Consider the following 16,578-nt stretch of genomic DNA (forward strand, 5'->3'; position numbering starts at 1 on the left):
CGGCTCAGAATCCCATGCGGGCCAGCAGCTCATCGACCTCGTTCTGGTTCCTGACCACGTCGGTGCGGGTCATCGAATCAGCCACGGGACCGGCCCAGGTGTGGCTGTCCACAGGTGCAACCAAGGGGTGTTCCGGGGCAATCTGCAGCAGCAGCTTGACGAGACCGCCTTCGAGTTCGTCGGTCAGCACCACCACCTTGGTGATGATCTGGCCCGTGAGATCGTGGAAGTCCTGGGCCATCATGATGTTGGTCAGGTGTTCGTCGATGCGGCTGGTCGAGGTTTGCACCTGCTGCGCCAGATCCTGCAAGTGGCCGCGTGTCGCGCTGTCGTGCGCTGCCCCGCTCGACAGCACCTCGACCAGCCGCAGCGTGTCGGCGCTGAGGCGCTGGTGTTCGCCTTTGGCGTCGTCCACCGAATTCAGCACCCGGTTGGCCGAATCCGAGGTCTTGCGGGCGATGTAGTGCAGGCGGCTGCGGGCGTCCGGCAGGGCCTGCGTGGCGGCCTGCAGCCCCGGCATCAGACCGAGTTCGGCGATGGTGTCGTGGAGCTTGCGGGTCATCGCGCCGATCTGGCGGAGGATTTCGTGCGGAGAGGCGTCCGGTAAATCTGTGGTGGCCATGGTGACAGCTTCGGCTCAGGCCACCACGGGCATTCTCTGGACGATCTTGCCGATCTTGTCTTCCAGCGTCGCTTTGGTGAAGGGCTTGACGATGTAGCCGGCGGCCCCCGTCTGCGCGGCTCGGACGATGTCTTCCTTGCGGGCCTCGGCCGTCACCATCAGCACGGGAATGTGGCAGAGCGCCGGGTCCAGCTTGATCTGGCTGAGCAGCTCGAACCCGTCCATGTTGGGCATGTTGATGTCGCTGACGACGAAGTCGATGCGGCCGTTGCGCAGGCTCTGCAGCGCCGTGACGCCATCCTCGGCTTCTTCGATGTGCTGGCACCCCATGTCCTTGAGCAGCCCGCGCACGATGCGCCGCATGGTGGAAAAGTCATCGACGACGAGGAAGCGGAGATCGGGGCAGGCTGGCATGGGGAATCCTTCTGCAGGGTGGGGCCATGGTGGGGCCGTGTAGGGGTTTATCGGGCGGGTACCAGCGGACTTGAGGCAGTGCCTTCGGCAGGGATGGCATTGACGGTCATGGCGTCGCCACTCTCGAAGAACCGTTCCTCGGCTTCTCGGGTCATGACGATGATGCTGATGCGGCGGTTCACGGGATTGCGCGGGTCGTGCTTGTCAAAGGGCACGCTGGAGGCCAGACCCTGCACGCGCAGCACCCGCTCGTCCTTCAGTCCGCCCGCGATGAGTTCGCGGCGGGAGGCGTTGGCCCGGTTGCTCGACAGCTCCCAGTTGCTGTAGCCGCCCACACCGCCGGAGAAGGGCAGGGCGTCGGTGTGGCCTTCGAGCGTGAGCTTGTTGGGCACCTCGGCCAGCACGCTGCCGATGGCGCGCAGGATGTCGCGCATGTACGGCTTCACCTGGTCCAGTCCGCTGTCGAACATGGGGCGGTTCTGCTCGTCCACGATCTGGATGCGCAGTCCGTCGCGGGTCATGTCCAGGCGGATCTGCGACTTGAAGGCCGACAGCGCGGGCAGGTTCGACACCACCTCCTTGACGCGGTCGCGCAGGCTTTCGAGGCGCTGCTTCTCGGCCGTGGCCTGGCTGGCCTTGAGGGCCTGGAGCTGGTAGGTCTTGCGTTCGGCCTCGATGTCGCCTTTTTTCACCTGACCGCCGGTGCGGGTGATGTCCTGTCCACCGCCGCGCAGGACCGAGGACGAGTCGCCTGAACCCGAGCCGCCCCCCATCATCGCCACCCGCAGCGGCGACTGGAAGTAGTCCTGGAGGCCCTTCTTGTCGCCTTCCGACGTGGAGCCGAGCAGCCACATCAGCAGGAAGAAGGCCATCATCGCCGTCACGAAGTCGGCATAGGCGATCTTCCAGGCACCACCATGTGCGCCGTGGCCGCCCTTCTTGATCTTCTTGACGATGATGGGTTGCAGTTTCTTGGCGTCACCGGCCATGGGGGTCTCCTGCGGTCACTTCTTCTTGACGTGCTGTTCCAGCTCGTTGAAGGTCGGGCGCTCGGTCGAATACAGCACCTTGCGGCCGAACTCGATGGCGATCTGCGGCGCGTAGCCCTGCATCGAGGCCAGCAGCACGGTCTTGACGCACTGCAGCTCCTTGCTGTCCTCGTCGTTCTTCTGCTCCATCAGGCCGGCCAGCGGCTCGGCGAAGCCGTAGGCCAGCAGGATGCCCAGGAACGTGCCGACCAGCGCCGAGCCGATCATCCCGCCCAGTACCGCCGGCGGCTGGCCCACCGAGCCCATGGTGTTCACCACGCCCAGCACGGCCGCCACGATGCCGAAGGCGGGCAAGGCACCAGCCAGCCGGGCGATGGCCGCCGATGCGCCGTGCGCCTCGTGGTGGTGGGTGTCGAGTTCGGTGTCCATCAGGGACTCGATCTCGTGGGCGTTGAGGTTGCCCGAGACCATCATGCGCAGGTAGTCGCAGACGAACTCGGTGACGTGGTGGTCGTTGCCGACGACGGGGAATTTCTGGAACAGGGCCGAGGCGTGCGGGTCTTCGATGTCCTTTTCGATCGACATCAACCCTTCCTTGCGGGTCTTCTGCAGGATCTCGAACATCATGGCCAGCAGCTCCATCGCCCGCGCCTTCGAGTGCTTCGATGCCTTGAAGCAGCCGGCCAGGCCCCTGCCCGCCGCCTTGAGCACCTTCATCTGGTTGTTGACCACGAAGGCACCGAGTGCGCCGCCGAAGATCGTGAGCATCTCGAAGGGCAGGGCGTGGATGATCACGCCCATGTTGCCGCCGTGCATGGCGTAGACGCCGAAGATGCAGCCGATGGCCACCGCCCAGCCGATGATGACGAACATGAGAGACCTTTTCCTCAGATGACTTCATGGGGCGTTGTGGCTGCGGTGAGGCCCGCGACCAGCGCCGTGATTTGCATATCGGTCAGGAGCACTGGACACTTGAGTGGTGGCTGTGCGGGTGGTGTCCCTGAGCAGGGTGGGCTTCACGGATCACGTAGATCCACACCGGGCGCTGGCCAGGGTGCTGCAGACGGGCGTGTGGACGCAGCCCTTGTGCCTCGAACTCCAGGCTGACCAGCCAAGTGCCGGGACGCATGTCGCGCTGGGCCTTTTCGACGGCCCGGCGCATGCTCTCCGGCCGCTGGAACAGATAGACCAGATCGTGTCCCGCCCAGGATTCGGCCCACATGTCGCCATGGCGGACCGTGGCCCATGGGCAGCGCAGGGCCGCAATCTGTCGCCAGGGGCGGCTCCACTCGATGCCCTCCAGCCGCGCCTGGGGCCACGCCCTGCGCAACGCTTGCAAGCCGTGGCCAAGGCCACAACCGGCATCCAGCACGCGGGCATTGGCGGGCAGCCGGATCAAATCGGCCAGTCCATCCAGCGCAGTGGCGCCGGTCGGGAACAGCGGTGCATCCGACCAGGTCCGCACCGGGTATGCCAAGGCCAGTCCCGCCAGCGGCAGCAGCCACCACACCGCAGACCAGCCGCTGGCCAGTCCGCTGAGCGCGAACGACAGCGGGAAGCCCGCGGCGACCATCAAGCGGCGCCAGCGTGACCGGGCGATCAGCGCCAGGCCCATGCCTGTCACCGACGCGCAGCCAAGGGCCGTGCCGCCGGACATCCCCAGCGAGGTCAATCCGGCCCATTGCCCCCAGATCAGGCACCACGCCAGCAGCGCCGGCAACGGCCAGTGGTCGGATTTGCCAATCCCGGCCGCCAGAGTCGGCTTATCCGCGTGGATCGAGTTCGACCATTTCTTCCGCCATCTGGGCGCTGGCTTGAGTGCGTGGGATTTCATCATCGGGGACGATCCAGTTGGCTTGCATGGTGCGGGCGATGGTGCGCTCGTGTGGTGTCGTGGCAATCTTCTGGAGGGTGACGCGCATGAACGCTGCTTTTTCCTGCAGGCAAGGATTCAACTGGGTATCCAGGTAGCAGGATTGCGCGATGTCGAATCGGTGGTCGAACCAGCCGAGATACCAGAACCACTGGGTGTAGTAGATCCAGGAGTTTTCATTGAGTGCCCGGATGTGTGTCGGGTCTTGCCAGGCGGTCAACGCGCGTTCGTAAGGTACCTCGATCTCGAACTTGCCGCCTTCTGCCAGCAGGTCCAGGCATTGGGTCATGAGTCCGGTCAGATCGGGAACGTGCTCCAGCACGTTGTTGGCATAAATGGTCTCGAATTGTCCAGAACTCAGATGCACCCGCCCGCAGGTGCGGCTTGGTATGTCCAGGGGGAGCTGCAGGGGCTGGCTCAGGTCCATGACCACGTCGGGTTCGGCACGTTCCAGAATGTCCACGTTCAACCACCCAGGCTTGTAGTCCTTGCCGGACCCCAGATTCATCCTGACCGGTCGCCAGGGGCCTGCGGTGACATGCTTGGCATGCTCCTGGTGGTAGCCAATGGAAAAATCCAGGATGTCAGAAAAATTTTCGGTGGCATCCAGCCGCTGGAAGTGGGTCAGTTGGGCCTGTGCCTGCTGCTGCCACTCGGGTGTCCCGAACTTGCTGGAGAAAAAGCCCTCCAGTTCGGTGTCGGAGAACCAGGTGACAGCATCTTCGTAGAAGGGGGCAGGGCGGGTGTTGGGGTTTCTTTCCGAGATGACGGGGGTTCCGAGGCTCAGGCAGTGCGAGATCCTCACCTGTTCGAAACGGCTGGACGCATAGAAATGGCAGTTCAGCACGGCCTTGGCTTGTCGAATGTAGTGGTCCCGTTCGGCGCAATAGATCGGCTGATCGAACACGCTCACCGAAATCCCTTGCGCCTCGATGCGCTGGATGATTTTTTTTCTGCGTTCGTTCATCGAACCGAAAAAGAGCAAGTCGATGGGGCGGTCTTCGATCGGGATGGCTGCCTGGTCGCCTTCGTGCGCCAGGTATGGTGCATTCACGAAGTGTGCGATGGGGACATCTTCCGGGTATTTCGTGTACGCGGAAATATTGTCGTGCGCGTAGTCAATGACCGCAGAACTGCCCAGCAGCGACAAGTAGTTTGCCGGGATGCTGGCGCCCCCAGCCCCCAGTTGTTCGAGGTTGATGAAGATGCAGGTGTGGCGCTGCCGCTGCGCCGGATCGAAGCCGAGGTGGGCGCCGAAGACCAGGTTGATGGCGCCGTGCCGCAGCCTGTTTTTCGACAACGAAACATGGGCACCCAGTTGTCTCAGTTGATGCCTGAAATACCTGGCCGGGTCCAGCAGACCCAAGGAATGGATGTAGCCAGAAGGCTGCATGATGCAAATGTTGAAGTCGGGCTTGGACATGGCTTTTGCTGGTGGCGATGGGTGTTGATATGGGCAGAGGGTAGATGGAAAATTGAAAATGGCTGTGCGCCGTCAAGTCACTTTCCAATAGGCCCCGACACCGTCGATGTTGTAGATTTGAGAGGTGATGTGGTTGGATTTCCGGTATTCGTGGATGGCTTTGCGGCAGCCTTCGATGACTCCGAAATCGTCCACGATGATGTATCCGCCTTTGCTGACCTTGTGTCCCAGCGCAAGCAAGGCATCCATGGTGGACGAGTACATGTCGCCGTCAAGCCGCAGGAGGGCTATTTTCTCTATGGGCGCGGTGGGCAGCGTGTCCTTGAACCAGCCCTTCAGGAATACAACCTGCTCATCCAGCAGGTTGTATTTCGAGAAATTCTCTTTGACCTGCTCCAAGGAAACCGACAGTTCCTTGTAGGTGTGGTGCAGGTCGTCAAGATCCTGGTTCAGATACCTGTCCGGTTCCGATTCTGGTTTTGGCAAACCCTCGAATGAATCGGCGACCCATATTTTTCGATCGGTGATGCCGAGTATTTTCAGGATGGACCGCATGTAGATGCAGGCACCTCCTCGCCACACACCCGTCTCGATGAAGTCTCCCGGTATTTCATCGCCTATGACACGGCTGGCCAGCTCGCGGATATTTTTCAGCCGCGCCATGCCAATCATGGTGTGTGCTTTGGCGGGCCAGTCCAGTCCATTTTCCCTGAGATGGGGGGAGAATTTTCCATCTGACCACTGGTCAATGGGCGGATCTTCATAGATCAGTCCCAGAAGAACCTTTTCCATGAGATCCAAGTGCATTGTGGCGAGGGTTGCAAAATTACTCATGGTCTTGGTCCAGGTTCCGGTGCGCGGCTGTTGACGGGTGGTCTACATCATCGGGTACTGGTTGCGGGGGATTTTTCAAAAAAGCCGGGGTTTTGCTTGCGGTTCTCCTTGGATGGGCCATGGTTGTGCATGGGCACAAAAAAAGGACCTTGTGCCAGGCACAAGGTCCATTCAAAACACCGGGAGTGGTGTTGGGGACTCAGGAGAACATCATGGACAGGACACCGCCCGCCGCGGATCAGTGCAGTTGCAGCGAGCCGCTGGCCTTGCCCTTGCCGGCGCGGGCCGGCGGGTTGCACAGGCCGCAGACGAAGTGCTTGGCAATCTCGTGCGGATGGGTGACGAAGTGGCCGCCGCACTTGGAGCATTTCGTCATCGTGAGCATGCCGTTGTCCACGAACTTCACCAGGCGCCAGGCACGGGTGACGGACAGCAGCGGCTCCAGATTCTGTGCCTGGGTCTGCTCCAGATAGAGCTGGTACGCCTTGATCACGGTGTCGATCTCTTCGAGTTCGGCCACCTTGTTCAGGTACTCATGGGTGTTGAGGAACAGCGAGGCGTGGATGTTGGGCTGCCACGTCATGAACCAGTCGGTCGAGAAGGGCAGTTGGCCCTTGCTGGGCGACTTGCCGGCGACTTCCTTGTACAGGCGCAGCAGGCGCTCGTAGGACAGGTCGGTCTCCGACTCCAGCACCTGCAGGCGGGCGCCCAGCTTGATCAGCGTGACCGCGCGTTCGATCTGTCGGGCTTCGGTCAGGATGCTCTTGCACTTCATGGTCGGCTCCTGGTGCTGTTCAGGCGGCTTCCTGGTGGCGGCCGGCCATCAGGATGCTGGCGTGCAGACGGGAGACACCGTCGTTGGCGGCGCTCTTGCCGTGGTTGGTCAGCAGGCTCCAGACCAGATCGTCATCGACGCGCATCCGGCACAGCAGCGTGTTGCCCGCGGCGATCTTGAGCATCTGCGCTGGCGACAGGGTCTCCAGGATGGCGGCGGTCTCTTCCGAGACACCCAGGCGGAACAGCGCCTGCTCGCGGTCGGCGCGGATCAGGCTCTGCGCCAGCATCATGTACGACAGATTGGCTTCGCGGATTTCGGAGAGGATCTGTTCGGTGTTCATGTCGGGCTCCTGTCGGTCTGGGTGGGCTTCGCTGCCTGGGTGAGGCTGGCGAGGCGTTGTCGATGGAGTCGATTCTGATGACTTGAACTGGGCGGGAACATCAGCCCTCTTCCGTGCCTGGAGTCTCCGAACTTCTTGTAGCGTGTCAGGCAAATTCCTACAGCGTGTCATCCTCGGATGGCACGTTTGCACGCATCACTGGGTGCGGGTGATCGCTGCCGTGCGGTCTGGCACGCGTGTCGGCCCTGCGACCCAGACATCGGCCTGGAGCATCCACTCGAATTGCTCCACCGCCTCGTCGCGGTGGCCTTGCGCCGCCAGCGCCATCGCCAGGGTGAAGCGGCTCGCGGTGTGGCTGGTGTCCTGCTGCAGCGCCAGCCGTGCGCAGGACACGGCGTACTGCAGATCACCCATCCGGAACGCCTGTGCGGCGCGGTCGGACAGCTCCTGGAGCGCCTGCCGTGCCTGGGGAGAGGGGGTGGTGCGCCGCGCTTGTGCCGCTGCGACCGCGCGTGCCACCTGCAGCGCAGAGGGCTGCTGGCTGCGCTGGGCCAGTGGCGGGGGGGCCAGGCGTGCCAGCGTGTCGTCGATCGTGGCGAGCGCCCGGCTGAGCGAAAAGTCTTCCAGCTCCTCGTCACCGGCATCGCCCGTGTCCGCATCGCCGAACACCATGGTGGGTGGCGACAGGGCTTCGACGCGGACGAGGGGAGCGCCGAACAGGTGCAGCCAGAACTGGTCCCAGATCCGCCCATGCGACGGGTCTTGCAGCAGCCACGCGCTCACTTGGGGCAAGGCAGATCCGTGCGCAGCCAGCCAGTCGTGGAGCTGCGGCTGTCGCACCGCGAACAGCAGACCACTGTCGCGCAAGCCCAGGTCATGTGCCTCGATCGCCTGTGCGAAGGCGGGGAACTGGCAAGCGGCGAAGAAATGCGCCGCTGGGTGCTGGTGGTCCTGCAGATGGTGCAACTGGCGGTAGCGTTGCTGCGCCCGGTACATCGTCTTGTCGAAGCCGCCCAGCGGCGCCCAACTGCGCAAATCGAAGCGCACGGGTGCGACAGGCAGCGTGGTGCGCCAATCCGGTGTCAGCTCCTGGGCATCGACCGGATCGTGGGTGGTGGTCTGGGCCTGTGTCAGTGGCTGCACGTCACCCCACAGCGCCGGCGCCTCCAGCAGCGCCAGAAAATCCGGGCACACCGCCAGCGGATCGCCAGGACAGAACACGGTGAACGCACTGGGGTCGGGGTGGGCGCTGGCTTCGGTGCTGCCGTGCGCCAGCCGCTTCAGGTAGGCCAGGTACAGCTCGCTGACGCTGTGCTGCCCTGGCAGCCGCACCAGCTCGATGTGGCGTGTCACGTCCAGTGGCACACCGTGGGACGCATCGTCGGTGCAGACCGTCACGCGGCAGTGCTCGGGCAGGTCGTCGATCCAGCGTACCTCTTCTCCCCGACGGGCCACGACGATGTTCAGCATGAAAGGGGTCTCCGTTGTCCACCTGCCCGTGTTTTATCACTTCAGGGGATGGTTGACCGGCATGGGCTGGTACTAAAAGGTTCTTCAGTGGACAAATTGACTGGGCCTGCTGGGGGTGTTCCCTGGAAATTGGGGGGAATTACGGTGGCTGTTCCTCAAGATTCCCGCGCGATGCACGAAAACCAACACGACCCGATCGACATGTCACCGGGCTGACCAGGCGCTCGTCGTGGGCCTGCTCAACAGATCTCGAATGGAATTCGCCATGGCATCGACCACCCAAACCAACATGTCTTCGCTCACTGCGCAGCATGCCCTGTCATCGACCACCAGCGAACTCGGCGTCTCGATGCAACGCCTCTCGACGGGCTTGCGTGTCAACTCGGCCAAAGACGATGCGGCAGGGTTGGCGATTGCCGAGCGCCTGATGTCGCAGTCCCGCGGCAAACAGGTCGCGGGCCGCAACGCCAACGACGCGATTTCCGTCGTGCAGACGGTAGAGGGCGCGCTCGGCAAGATCGGTGAATCGCTGTTCCGCATGCGCGAGCTGGCCGTGCAGTCGGTCAACGAGACCAACGGTTCCGGCGACCGCGCCAACCTGGATGAAGAGTACAAGGCGCTGTCGGAGGATGTGATCCGCGTGATCATGGGCACCCGGTTCAACGGCATGCTGCTGCTGAACGGCGTGACCAGTGCCATGGCCTTCCAGGTGGGAGCCGACAACACCTCTGCGGACACCATCACGGTGACGATGGGGAACATCTGGGCCGGCCCCGGCATGTCGGTGGCCCTCTCCGGGACGGGGGCCACGATCTCCACCGCCGCCTATGCCCTGAGCACGATGTCGAACCTCGATGCCGCGATCGACGAGGTGACGACAGCCCGGTCGGTGCTGGGTTCGGTCCAGAACCGTTTCGAGCATGTCATGGACGATCTGGCGACCTCCAGCGAAAGTCTGCAGATTGCCCGAGGCCGGATCATGGACGCCGACATGGCGGCCGAAACCTCCAGGCTGTCGCGTGCCCAGGTGCTGCAGCAGGCGGGCAACGCGATGCTGGCACAGGCCAATCAGGCCCCGCAGCAGGTGCTGTCCTTGTTGCGCTGAAACAAACAGCGAACCAGCAGAGAACAGCGCCGAGCCGCCCGGTGCATTTTCTTGCCAGGCAGGCTCAAGTTCTCCCGGTGAAGTTCGATAACCAAAGCACGGCCCGGACGACACGTCACCAGGCCGGCAAGGCACCCACCGCGGTGCCCGCTCAACAGATTTCGATTGGAGTACGCCATGTCCTCGACCATCAACACCAACATGTCTTCGCTGACCTCGCAGCGGGCCTTGTCGACGACCAGCCTGTCGCTCAGCACCGCGATGCAGCGCCTCTCGACCGGCCTGCGCGTGAACTCGGCCAAGGACGATGCGGCTGGTCTGGCGATTGCTGCACGCATGACCTCGCAAGTGCGTGGCATGAACGTCGCTGGCCGCAATGCCAATGACGCGATTTCGCTGGCGCAGACCGCAGAAGGTGCGCTGGGCAAGATCGGCGAGTCGCTGCACCGGATGCGTGAACTGGCGGTCCAGTCGGCCAACGCCACCAACGGCACCAGCGACCGCGCCAATCTGGACCAGGAATACCAGGCATTGTCGGCTGAAGTGACCCGCGTGATCTCGGGCACCAAGTTCAACGGCAAGACCCTGCTGAATGGCTCGGCCGGTGCCATGGTGTTCCAGGTGGGGGCGGACAACGTCACCACGGACGCCATCACGGTGACGATGGCCAGCATCGCGACGGGGGCCGGCATGGCCGCGTCCATCTCGGGTGCGGCTGCCACGATTTCCACGGCCGCCAGTGCGCTGACGTCGATGTCGAATCTCGACACCGCGATCGACGAAGTCACGACCGCCCGTTCGATGCTGGGTTCGGTGCAGAACCGCTTCGAGAGCGTGGTGGCCAACCTGGCCACGTCGGCCGAGAACCTGCAGGCTGCCCGCGGTCGCATCATGGACGCGGACTTCGCGGTGGAAACCTCCAACCTGTCACGCGCCCAGGTGCTGCAGCAGGCAGGCAACGCGATGCTGGCGCAGGCCAACCAGGCGCCGCAGCAGGTGATGACGCTGCTGCGCTGACCGGACCAGGGCGGGGCGCTCCCCAGGATCTCTCCGCCCAGCCTGTTCACCGTGTTGCTTGTTTCTGTGCGCAGACCGGTTCAACCGGGACTGCGCATTGGTCTTTGGTGCTGGAGGAGGTATTGCCATGGGTTCCATCACGTCATCCGGTCTGGGCAGTGGCCTGGACGTTGCGTCGATCATCAGCCAACTGATGAGCATCGAGAAACAGCCGTTGACCGCACTCAAGAAAGACGAGTCGTCCATCAACGCCAAAATCTCGTCCTTTGGCAAGATCCAGAGCGCACTGGCCACGCTGCGCGACAAGTCGGCCGCTTTCAACACGACCGGGGTGTGGGGGCGCACGGCCACGACGCTGGCCGACACCTCGGTGGCGACCGTGACCTCGATCAGCGGGCAAAACGGTGTGGCGGGTGCGTATTCGCTGCAGGTCGATGCATTGGCCGTGGCGCAGACGGTCAGCAGCACCGCGCAGACCTCCAGCGCGTCCACCTTGTCCGAGGGCACGCTGACCATCGACATCGGCAAATGGGGCAGTGGCAGCCCGGCCAGCACCTTCACGCCCAAATCCGGAACCACCAGCCTCACGGTCGCGATCGGCGCGGGTGATACCTCGCTGAGCGCGATCCGCGACAAGATCAATGCAGCCAACGCGGGGGTGACGGCAGGCATCGTCACCGACACCTCCGGCGCTCGCCTGACGCTGCGCTCCACCGCAACCGGTGAAGAAAATGCCTTCCGCATCGGCGTCAGCGAGACGAATGACGACGGCAATGCGGCCACGGGGCTGTCGGCGCTGGCCTACGATGCGGCGGCACTGTCGTCGCCCATGTCGCGCAACCAGACCGCCCGTGATGCCCGGGCGGTCGTCAACGGCATCGCGGTCACGTCCCCCTCGAACACGATCGACGGGGTGGTCGAGGGCTTGTCGATCAAGCTCAACAAGACGACCACGGGTCCGGTGGAGATGTCGGTGGCGGCCGACCACACGGACCTCAAGACCAAGATCAACGACTTCATGACGTCCTACAACGGCTTGATCGACCAGATCAAGACCGAGACCAAGTACGACGCAGAGACCAAGTCGGCCGGCAAGCTGCAATCGGACCGCACGGCGCTGGGGCTGCAGACCAAGATGCAGGCGCTGCTGTACGAGGAGTATTCCGGCAGTGGTGCGGGGTCGCTGAAGCGGCTCTCCGACATCGGCTTGTCGATCAATGCCACAGGCCGCCTGGAGCTGAACAGCACGAAGCTCGATGCCGCATTGGCCAATCCGGCACAGGTCAAGGAACTCCTGGGTGGTGGCAGTGCCAGTGACACCACGGCACAAACGGGCTTCATGAAGCGGTTCCGGACGTTCGCCGATGCCGCACAGGCGACGGATGGTCCACTGGAAACACGCACCAGCAGCCTCAAGACCCAGCTCCGGCGCAACACGGACAAGCAAGGGTCGCTGGACCTGCACTACCAGGCTGTCGAGGAACGCCTGCGCAAGCAATATGACGCGCTGGACCAGCGGATGTCCAGCATCAATGGTCTGGGCAGCTCGGTGACGATGATGATCAAGCGGATGTACGGCTGATCCCTGCGATTCGAGGCGCGAACTATCGGGCGAGGCGGACCTTATCGGGCGATGCCGCAGGGGGGGCAATCCTAGACTCGGTGAGATCCTTTCTCTCCTGTCGAGGCCGTGCCTGACCATGACTGCTGCCACCCGTTCCGCTTCTCGTCCCGCGTCCCGTCCTGCTGCGCGCCCCGTTACCCGCAACCACGCAGATCTTGCGCTCGCCCGGCGGCTGGAGCAGCGGGGACGGGAGCTGCTGCGCAAGGGGCAGGTGAGTGCAGCACAGGCCCAATTTGCGCGGGCTGTGCAAGCCGATCCTGCCCACCAGCTCTGCTGGTTGTTGCTCGCGCAGTGTGACCACCGGCTCGGCCAGGCCGGGCCGGCTGCCGAGCACCTGGGGCGGGCGTACCGACTGAACCACGGCGATGCCCAGGTCTGCCAGTTGCTGGCCGATTGCCTGCTGGAATCGCACCGCCATGCCGAGGCCATCGCGGCGCTGCAGCAGCTCGACCCAGAAGTCGAGCGCAGCGGGCACTGGCACCTGGCGAAGGCGAAAGCCCATCTGGCGCTGCAAGACTTCGAGGGCACCGTGCGGGAGTGTTCCGCCGCGCTGGGCAAGGCCGGCGCGGATGTGGCGATGCGTCAACAGGCGCTGCAGGGCCTGGGGCACGGGTTGATGAAGTGCGAGGGCCATGTCGAGGCGGCGTGGTGCTACCGGATGCTGCTGGATGCGAATCCGCTGGATTTCGGAGCGGCGCTGAGTGCGGCCCATGCCAGTTCCTGGGCTTGCGACTGGGATGGGCTGGCGGGGGATTTCGAGCGCCTGCGCCACTGCATCGGGCAAGTGGAGTCCTCCGGCCGGGCGCCTGTCACCGGCCGCAGTCCCTTCGCGCTGATCACCCTCACCGACGACCCCGGCATCCTCCAGTGGGCAGCGATGCACACCTACCGCGAGCACTGTGCCGGGCTGTCGCCCGTGCCGCATTCGCGCACGTGGCGCGTGCCCCGCCCGAACGGCAAGATCCGCATCGGCCTGCTCTCCAGCGATTTCCACGTCCATGCCACCAGCATCCTGATCGCCGAGTGTCTGGAAGGAATGGACCGCGACCAGTTCGAGCTGTATTTCTATTCGGGCGGCAAGGAGGACCGGTCCGAGCTGCGCGCCCGTGTGCGGCGCACGGCCACTTGCTGGGTGGAAACGGCCGACCTGTCCACGCCGCAACTGGTGGCACGGATACGCGACGACGAGATCGGCGTGTTGCTGGACATGAAGGGCTACACGCTCGGCGCACGCATGGACGTGCTCGTCCACCGACCGGCGCCGCTGCAGGTGTCCTGGCTGGGCTATCCGGGCACGACCGGTGCGGATTGCCTGGACTACGTGGTCGGGGACGCGGTGCTCACCCCGCTGGAGGCGCAGCCGTCCTACACGGAATGCATCGCCCAGATGCCGCACTGCTACCAGCCCAACGACAGCACCCGCACCCGCCCGCCGGTGGCGACCCGCCAGCAGTGCGGTCTGCCGGAAGACGCGTTCGTGTTCGCGGGGTTCAACATGCCCTACAAGATCGTGCCCGAGGTGTTCGAGGCCTGGTGCTGCATCCTGCGGGAGACGCCCGGCGCCGTGCTGTGGCTGCTCGTCGAGCAGGAGCCGACCCGTCTGCGCCTGCAGGCGTCCGCACGGCGCCACGGGGTCGATCCGCAGCGGCTGGTCTTCGCGCCGTTCCTGGTGCCGGAGCTGCACCGCGCCCGCCTGCCGCTGGCCGATCTGTGTCTGGACACCTTTCCCTGCGGGGGCCACACCACGGCCAGCGACGCGCTGTGGGCGGGGGTGCCCGTGCTGGCGCTCCTGGGCGAGAGCTTCGCGTCGCGGGTGGCCGGCAGTCTGCTGCACGCCTTGGGGGTGCCCGAGCTGGCGTGCCGGGACATCGAGTCGTACATGCGGTCGGCCACCACGCTGGCCCGAGATCCGGCTGCGTTCCGTGCCCTGAAAGCGAAGATCGAACAGGGCCGGCTGCATTCCGCCTTGTTCGACGGCCGGCGGTTCGCCGCCGACTTCGGGCGGCTGCTGCTGCGCATGGTGCAGCGCCAGGATGCCGGCCTGCCGCCTGCGCCATTGGCGGCAGAGACCGCAGAGACAGATGCTGCCGATGCCGTTATCTGATCTCAAGTCACGGCATCGCGCGGACGATAAGTCAAACACGCACTGCCCGCCACACCTCTGCCTGCCGTCGCCAAACCGTCCCCAACAGAATCCAACTGAACCCATCGCATGTTCAACAGCGCCGTGCCCACACTTCTCAATCGTCCGCAGCATTTCGCCAATGCCTACCGACAGATCGGTATGGAGACCGGGGTTGCGTCCGCCTCGCCACACCACCTGGTGCTGATGCTGTACGACGGTCTGCTCGAATCGGTGGGACGGGCGCGGGCGGCGATGGCTGCCGGTTCGATTGATCTGAAATGCGCCCAGATCGGGCGTGCGGTACGCATTCTGGACGAGGGCCTCCTGGCGGCACTCGACATGGAGTCCGGCGGCGAGATCGCGCTGAATCTGCGCAACCTGTACAGCTACGCCGTGGTGCAGTTGACCAGGGGCAATCTGCGGAACGACCCCTCCGCGCTCGACGAAGTCGAGCGTCTGATCCGCCCCGTCCGGGATGCCTGGGAATCCATCGGGGCACAGGTTTCCAGTCGGGTGCCGGCCTGATCGCGGGCGATCGGCCGTCCCACCCCTGGTATTGAAGTTACACACTGGGTCCAACATGTCCAAAGCCGCTACCGCCCGAACACAGCACAGTTCCTCGCCGCACAAGAGTGCCTTGCTGCAGTACTACGAGGCCATCGAGCAAGCCAGCCTCGACATGCTGGAGGCCGCCCGCGTGGGCAACTGGGACCGTGTCGTCAAGCTGGAAGGGGCTTGCGCCGTGCTGATCTCGCAGCTCAAGCATGCGGCCGGCCAGGACCGGTTGCCCAGTGAAGAGGTGCAGGTCAAGTCCCGCATCATGCAGCGCATCCTCCTCAACGATGCCGAGGTGCGTATGCTGGCCGAACCCTGGCTGGAAGACCTGGACAGCATGTTGGCCGGCCCGCCCCGCAACATCCTCCACTGAGCGGGCAGGAGCCATCCGCATGACCACCCCGATGTCTCCTCCAGCGGCCGCCACGGGCGAGCCTGCCGCCGAGACCACCGAGCACCGCGTGCGCTCGCTGGTCGAGATCCGCGCCTTGCTCAAGCAGTTTGTCGAGGGTGATGTGCCGCTCTCGCTGACCACGCCCGACGGTGTCCACTACGCGACCTCGCTCTGGGCGGAAGACCCGCAGCGCGGCGTGCTGGTGTTCGCGGCCGATCCGCGCAATCCCGCCGTGCAGCGCATGACCGAGTTGCACGAAGTGGTGGCCACGGGCTACCTCGACAGCGTCAAGGTGCAGTTCGACGTGCAGGATCTCGTGCTGGTGCATGGGCGCAGCGCCAGCGCCTTCAACGCCCAGTATCCGCGTGAAGTCCACCGGTTCCAGCGCCGCCAGGCGTTCCGGGTGCGTCCCGCCGGCCGGGCGCAACCGCACGCGGTGCTGACCCACCCGGACCTGGCACGCCGCCAGATCAACCTGCGCATCCTCGACATCAGCCACACCGGCGTGGCACTGATGCTCAACGAGGAGCTGGACCTGTTCCGTCCGGGGCAGGTGCTGCCCGATGTGACCATCGAGCTGGACGCGGGCACCCGGCTGCGCGTGACGCTGCGGGTGATGCATGTCTCGGAGGTCAGTCCAGCGCCGACCCGCTACCGCCGCATCGGCTGCGAGCTGGCCGATCTGGGAATGTCGGCCCAGCGGGGCCTGCAGCACTACCTGGACCACACGCAAAAGCGACACCGTCTGTTGACGCTTTGAGTCCCTCGCCCAGCAAGAAAGCAGGAAAGCAAGAAAGCTAGAAGCCCTCGGAATCGTGCAGATCCCGGGGGCTTCTTGCTGGATCCATGCCGGGGGTCAGACCTGCATGTTCATCACATCGCTGTACGCCTGCACCAGCCGGTTGCGGACCTGCAGCGTGGCCTGAAAACCGATGTTGGACCGCTGCATCGCGACCATCGTCTCTTCCAGGCTGACCTTGGGGTTGTCGAGTGACACCTCGCGCTGCAATGCCTG

Annotated in this window: 18 protein-coding genes; 7 read left to right on the top strand and 11 right to left on the bottom strand. The window is 64.3% G+C overall.

All coding sequences use genetic code 11. From position 1 onward, the window contains the following. Positions 1-4 precede the first annotated feature (4 nt). From QZW52_RS09300 to QZW52_RS09345, 10 genes are all read right to left on the bottom strand, one after another. Positions 5-622 (bottom strand): protein phosphatase CheZ, encoded by a 618-nt coding sequence (locus QZW52_RS09300; protein WP_293997749.1) that lies wholly within the window; start codon positions 620-622, stop codon positions 5-7. A gap of 15 nt (positions 623-637) precedes the next feature. Continuing rightward, complete coding sequence (locus QZW52_RS09305; protein WP_293997750.1) at positions 638-1,036, bottom strand: response regulator; 399 nt, start codon at positions 1,034-1,036, stop codon at positions 638-640. Positions 1,037-1,083: 47 nt separating this feature from the next. Then, the gene (gene motB / locus QZW52_RS09310; RefSeq protein ID WP_293997751.1) at positions 1,084-2,025 is read right to left on the bottom strand and encodes a flagellar motor protein MotB; all 942 of its coding nucleotides are present in this window, start codon (positions 2,023-2,025) and stop codon (positions 1,084-1,086) included. 15 nt (positions 2,026-2,040) lie between these two features. Next, a complete protein-coding gene (motA, locus tag QZW52_RS09315; protein ID WP_293997752.1) occupies positions 2,041-2,898 on the bottom strand; it encodes a flagellar motor stator protein MotA in 858 nt (285 codons plus the stop codon). 82 nt (positions 2,899-2,980) lie between these two features. Then, complete coding sequence (locus tag QZW52_RS09320) at positions 2,981-3,745, bottom strand: class I SAM-dependent methyltransferase (protein ID WP_293997753.1); 765 nt, start codon at positions 3,743-3,745, stop codon at positions 2,981-2,983. A 43-nt stretch (positions 3,746-3,788) separates the two neighbouring features. Further along, complete coding sequence (locus QZW52_RS09325; protein WP_293997754.1) at positions 3,789-5,321, bottom strand: class I SAM-dependent methyltransferase; 1,533 nt, start codon at positions 5,319-5,321, stop codon at positions 3,789-3,791. 72 nt (positions 5,322-5,393) lie between these two features. Further along, a complete protein-coding gene (locus QZW52_RS09330) occupies positions 5,394-6,155 on the bottom strand; it encodes a TylF/MycF family methyltransferase (protein ID WP_293997755.1) in 762 nt (253 codons plus the stop codon). 238 nt (positions 6,156-6,393) lie between these two features. Further along, complete coding sequence (flhC, locus tag QZW52_RS09335) at positions 6,394-6,930, bottom strand: flagellar transcriptional regulator FlhC (RefSeq protein ID WP_293997756.1); 537 nt, start codon at positions 6,928-6,930, stop codon at positions 6,394-6,396. Between the two features lie 19 nt (positions 6,931-6,949). Continuing rightward, a complete protein-coding gene (gene flhD / locus QZW52_RS09340) occupies positions 6,950-7,273 on the bottom strand; it encodes a flagellar transcriptional regulator FlhD (protein ID WP_293997757.1) in 324 nt (107 codons plus the stop codon). Between the two features lie 195 nt (positions 7,274-7,468). Continuing rightward, entirely contained in the window at positions 7,469-8,743 is a 1,275-nt protein-coding gene (locus QZW52_RS09345) for a hypothetical protein (protein ID WP_293997758.1), read from the bottom strand. 289 nt (positions 8,744-9,032) lie between these two features. On the opposite strand from QZW52_RS09345, the gene QZW52_RS09350 reads away from it, so the two are divergent. From QZW52_RS09350 to QZW52_RS09380, 7 genes are all read left to right on the top strand, one after another. Next, the gene (locus QZW52_RS09350) at positions 9,033-9,848 is read left to right on the top strand and encodes a flagellin N-terminal helical domain-containing protein (protein ID WP_363226431.1); all 816 of its coding nucleotides are present in this window, start codon (positions 9,033-9,035) and stop codon (positions 9,846-9,848) included. A gap of 177 nt (positions 9,849-10,025) precedes the next feature. Then, a complete protein-coding gene (locus QZW52_RS09355) occupies positions 10,026-10,865 on the top strand; it encodes a flagellin N-terminal helical domain-containing protein (RefSeq protein WP_293997760.1) in 840 nt (279 codons plus the stop codon). A 127-nt stretch (positions 10,866-10,992) separates the two neighbouring features. After that, the gene (gene fliD, locus QZW52_RS09360) at positions 10,993-12,447 is read left to right on the top strand and encodes a flagellar filament capping protein FliD (RefSeq protein WP_293997761.1); all 1,455 of its coding nucleotides are present in this window, start codon (positions 10,993-10,995) and stop codon (positions 12,445-12,447) included. A gap of 118 nt (positions 12,448-12,565) precedes the next feature. Beyond that, a complete protein-coding gene (locus tag QZW52_RS09365; protein WP_293997762.1) occupies positions 12,566-14,593 on the top strand; it encodes an O-linked N-acetylglucosamine transferase, SPINDLY family protein in 2,028 nt (675 codons plus the stop codon). A gap of 108 nt (positions 14,594-14,701) precedes the next feature. After that, entirely contained in the window at positions 14,702-15,139 is a 438-nt protein-coding gene (gene fliS / locus QZW52_RS09370; RefSeq protein WP_293997763.1) for a flagellar export chaperone FliS, read from the top strand. A gap of 55 nt (positions 15,140-15,194) precedes the next feature. Next, a complete protein-coding gene (locus QZW52_RS09375; RefSeq protein ID WP_293997765.1) occupies positions 15,195-15,542 on the top strand; it encodes a flagellar protein FliT in 348 nt (115 codons plus the stop codon). 19 nt (positions 15,543-15,561) lie between these two features. Beyond that, a complete protein-coding gene (locus tag QZW52_RS09380; RefSeq protein ID WP_293997767.1) occupies positions 15,562-16,323 on the top strand; it encodes a flagellar brake protein in 762 nt (253 codons plus the stop codon). A 96-nt stretch (positions 16,324-16,419) separates the two neighbouring features. Here QZW52_RS09380 and fliE read toward each other — a convergent pair. Then, positions 16,420-16,578 (bottom strand): flagellar hook-basal body complex protein FliE (gene fliE / locus QZW52_RS09385; RefSeq protein WP_293997769.1); only part of this gene is annotated, 159 nt, incomplete at its 5' end.

Origin of the sequence: Sphaerotilus sp. (genome assembly GCF_013299175.1) — a bacterium.
In the GTDB taxonomy this organism is placed as follows: domain Bacteria; phylum Pseudomonadota; class Gammaproteobacteria; order Burkholderiales; family Burkholderiaceae_C; genus Sphaerotilus.

Bases quoted from the DNA above. Each gene is read 5' to 3' on its own strand.
- QZW52_RS09305 (WP_293997750.1), bottom strand. From the start codon at position 1,036: ATGCCAGCCTGCCCCGATCTCCGCTTCCTCGTCGTCGATGACTTTTCC.
- QZW52_RS09365 (WP_293997762.1), top strand. From the start codon at position 12,566: ATGACTGCTGCCACCCGTTCCGCTTCTCGTCCCGCGTCCCGTCCTGCT.
- motB (WP_293997751.1), bottom strand. From the start codon at position 2,025: ATGGCCGGTGACGCCAAGAAACTGCAACCCATCATCGTCAAGAAGATC.
- QZW52_RS09355 (WP_293997760.1), top strand. From the start codon at position 10,026: ATGTCCTCGACCATCAACACCAACATGTCTTCGCTGACCTCGCAGCGG.
- motA (WP_293997752.1), bottom strand. From the start codon at position 2,898: ATGTTCGTCATCATCGGCTGGGCGGTGGCCATCGGCTGCATCTTCGGC.
- QZW52_RS09380 (WP_293997767.1), top strand. From the start codon at position 15,562: ATGACCACCCCGATGTCTCCTCCAGCGGCCGCCACGGGCGAGCCTGCC.
- QZW52_RS09330 (WP_293997755.1), bottom strand. From the start codon at position 6,155: ATGAGTAATTTTGCAACCCTCGCCACAATGCACTTGGATCTCATGGAA.
- QZW52_RS09375 (WP_293997765.1), top strand. From the start codon at position 15,195: ATGTCCAAAGCCGCTACCGCCCGAACACAGCACAGTTCCTCGCCGCAC.
- flhD (WP_293997757.1), bottom strand. From the start codon at position 7,273: ATGAACACCGAACAGATCCTCTCCGAAATCCGCGAAGCCAATCTGTCG.
- QZW52_RS09350 (WP_363226431.1), top strand. From the start codon at position 9,033: ATGTCTTCGCTCACTGCGCAGCATGCCCTGTCATCGACCACCAGCGAA.
- fliS (WP_293997763.1), top strand. From the start codon at position 14,702: ATGTTCAACAGCGCCGTGCCCACACTTCTCAATCGTCCGCAGCATTTC.
- QZW52_RS09345 (WP_293997758.1), bottom strand. From the start codon at position 8,743: ATGCTGAACATCGTCGTGGCCCGTCGGGGAGAAGAGGTACGCTGGATC.
- QZW52_RS09325 (WP_293997754.1), bottom strand. From the start codon at position 5,321: ATGTCCAAGCCCGACTTCAACATTTGCATCATGCAGCCTTCTGGCTAC.
- QZW52_RS09300 (WP_293997749.1), bottom strand. From the start codon at position 622: ATGGCCACCACAGATTTACCGGACGCCTCTCCGCACGAAATCCTCCGC.
- fliD (WP_293997761.1), top strand. From the start codon at position 10,993: ATGGGTTCCATCACGTCATCCGGTCTGGGCAGTGGCCTGGACGTTGCG.
- flhC (WP_293997756.1), bottom strand. From the start codon at position 6,930: ATGAAGTGCAAGAGCATCCTGACCGAAGCCCGACAGATCGAACGCGCG.